Raw genomic sequence first — 2,806 nt, 5'->3', positions numbered from 1 at the left:
GTATGAGGGAATTTTGCGTCAGTTGATGACCTATATGATGGAAGATCCTCGTTCTATCCCTAATGTGCTAAAAGTGATGTGGTCAGCGCGTGCGATCGAGCGCGTGGGCGATCGCTGCCAGAATATTTGTGAGTACATCATCTATTTTGTAAAAGGGAAAGATGTTCGTCACATTCAAAAAGAGGAGCTCGAAAAGCTCCTCAAATAGGCGTTTAGTCGTTATCGATCCACTCACTGACCTTATCAGGGACAAAACTTTGGTCATGAAGCGGCATGCGCACATAGCCCTCTTTGCTGATCTCGGGAAGAATAACGTCTGGGTATTCAATCTCTTGATAGGGGATCTGGGAGAGAAGATGCGCGATACAATTAAGTCGCGCATGCTTTTTATTATCAGCTTCCACTACCCACCATGGACTTTCCTTGGTGTCGGTATAAGCAAACATGCGATCTTTCGCCTCACTGTATTGCACCCAGCGGCTGCGTGACTCCAAATCCATGGGACTAAATTTCCAGCGTTTTATTGGCGTGTTTATTCGCTCGGCAAAACGCTTTTCTTGTTCTTCGTCGGAGACGGAAAACCAGTATTTGAGCAAAATAATCCCCGAGCGGATCAGCATTCGCTCAAATTCAGGGCAAGTGCGGAAAAACTCTTCATATTCTTCCTCGGTACAAAACCCCATGACACGTTCTACGCCGGCTCGGTTGTACCAACTGCGGTCGAATAAAACTATCTCTCCGCTCGCTGGAAGGTGTTCGATATAGCGTTGAAAATACCACTGTGTGCGCTCGCGTTCCGTCGGTTTATCTAGTGCAACCACACGGCACACGCGTGGGTTGAGTTTTTCGGTAATCCGTTTTATCACCCCACCTTTACCGGCGGCATCTCGCCCTTCAAAGATCACCACGACTTTCAGCTGTTTGTGTTTTACCCACTCTTGTAATTTGACTAGCTCGGTTTGCAACTCAAGTAATTTTTTTTCGTAGTGTTTTTTGCTGATTTTAAGGGGCTTTTTATCCGACAAAGCAGCACTCCTTTTGTGAAGACCATCATTTCAAGTTAGGAAACTCAACGGTGAGATGCAATATCCTTGTCTCTAGGACACAAGCTTATCGACAAAAAGGTTTGGTCAATCACAGTATGGTGAGAGCGGCTGACATATTGCATTTAACTGAACCGAGCGACTGCCTGCTTTACCGCCCTGACTTGCATGGGATCAGTGATGGGGTAACCGATCTTTTCACCTTCACCCATCGTCGCCATCGCATGAGTGTGGGCGGCGCTTGCTTGTGTGGTACGCGCGGACAGGTGGAWATCTCGTGCGCCGGTATGAGCGATGATTTCTGCGGCATTATGCGCTGTGATCCCGGCACCTGGCATGATCCGAAGCGGCGTATGACGGACGTAATCGACCCAGGCTTTTAGTGTTTCTTTGCCTTGCTCGGCATGGTTGGCACCACCTGAGGTCAGAATACGTTCCACGGCAGGTCGCGCGATAAGGGCGTCTAACGCTGCCATTGGCTCGGTGCAATGATCAAACGCCCGATGGAACGTCACCCCCATACCTCGGGCTTCGGCCAGCATGGCATCGAGTAACGTTAAGTCTACTGTCCCATCTGGGCGTAAGGCGCCAATCACCACGCCATGACAGCCAGTTTTGCGGGCAGTGGCAATATCTTTAAGCATCACTTCAGCTTCATCATGGCTATAAACAAAGTCCCCTTCTCGTGGACGTATAATCGCGTAAATAGGCACGCGAGCTTGTTGCATCGCTTGATTCAGGGTGCCCATACTTGGCGTGAGGCCACCGAGCTTGAGTGAAGCACAAAGCTCGATACGGTCTGCGCCCGCTTGCTGAGCAATCGATAAAGATTGGATACTATCAATACATACTTCGACGGTGACGGTCATAGGTGCTCCTTGTTTGAACGGTCTAGCATAACCGTGACCAGAGCAAGCGTCATGAACAAATCAGACAAGGTGTGACATGTAGAGAAACGGGAGGGAAGGAAGGTGTTGAGAGACAATAAAAAAAGGGCCCGGTTTAACCGGGCCTCATTATACTGTTACATTGCTTAGTATGGGCACATTGCTCAGTGCGGGGCACGTAACCTTATTACAGGTCGTCAGTGTGCTCAGACAGATACGCGGCAACACCTTCAGGTGACTCAGCCATACCTGCTTTACCTTCTTCCCACTGTGCAGGACAAACTTCGCCATTTTTCTGGTGGAAGTTCAATGCATCAACCATACGTAGCATCTCGTCAATGTTACGGCCTAGTGGCAGGTCGTTAACGACTTGATGGCGAACAACACCGTCTTCGTCGATCAAGAATGAACCACGGAATGCAACGCCCGCTTCTGGGTGTTCAACATCGTATGCTTTACAAATTTCGTGCTTCACATCAGCAACCAGTGGATATTTTACTGCGCCGATACCGCCATCATCGATAGCTGTCTTACGCCATGCGTTGTGTGAGAACTGAGAGTCGATAGACACACCGATTACCTCAACACCTTTAGCTTGGAAATCGCTCAGGCGCTTATCGAATGCGATCAGCTCTGATGGGCACACGAAAGTGAAGTCGAGTGGGTAGAAAAAGACAACTGCTTTTTTGCCTTTGGTGAACTCTTTCAGGTTGAAGTTATCAACGATTTCGCCATTACCTAGTACGGCAGCGGCAGTAAAATCTGGTGCTTGACGACCTACGAGTACCATATCTCAGCTCCTATTTAATTGTTGTCCTGATAATCAGGTTCCTATATAAGCGAGACAAACTATAGCTAACTTGTTAGATTGAAAAA

At 48.4% G+C, this 2,806-nt stretch carries 4 protein-coding genes; 1 reads left to right on the top strand and 3 read right to left on the bottom strand.

The features are described 5' to 3' along the window. A partial coding sequence (locus BZG79_RS13690) for a PhoU domain-containing protein (protein ID WP_277919742.1) occupies positions 1-208 on the top strand: 208 nt, incomplete at its 5' end. A 4-nt stretch (positions 209-212) separates the two neighbouring features. Here BZG79_RS13690 and ppk2 read toward each other — a convergent pair. From ppk2 to BZG79_RS13675, 3 genes are all read right to left on the bottom strand, one after another. Beyond that, the gene (ppk2, locus tag BZG79_RS13685; RefSeq protein WP_077677725.1) at positions 213-1,025 is read right to left on the bottom strand and encodes a polyphosphate kinase 2; all 813 of its coding nucleotides are present in this window, start codon (positions 1,023-1,025) and stop codon (positions 213-215) included. 143 nt (positions 1,026-1,168) lie between these two features. Further along, positions 1,169-1,912: a copper homeostasis protein CutC gene (locus BZG79_RS13680; protein WP_077774677.1), complete on the bottom strand. Its 744-nt coding sequence runs from the start codon at positions 1,910-1,912 to the stop codon at positions 1,169-1,171. A gap of 205 nt (positions 1,913-2,117) precedes the next feature. Continuing rightward, positions 2,118-2,720: a peroxiredoxin C gene (locus tag BZG79_RS13675; protein WP_021022905.1), complete on the bottom strand. Its 603-nt coding sequence runs from the start codon at positions 2,718-2,720 to the stop codon at positions 2,118-2,120. Positions 2,721-2,806 lie beyond the last annotated feature (86 nt).

The sequence above is a fragment of the Salinivibrio sp. MA427 genome, from assembly GCF_001996115.1.
Lineage (GTDB): Bacteria > Pseudomonadota > Gammaproteobacteria > Enterobacterales > Vibrionaceae > Salinivibrio > Salinivibrio costicola.
Note: the sequence above shows the minus strand (reverse complement) of the source record. Positions and strands in the feature narration are given on the sequence as shown.

Excerpts from the sequence above, each read along its gene's own strand:
- BZG79_RS13675 (WP_021022905.1), bottom strand. The coding sequence starts at position 2,720 with ATGGTACTCGTAGGTCGTCAAGCACCAGATTTTACTGCCGCTGCCGTA.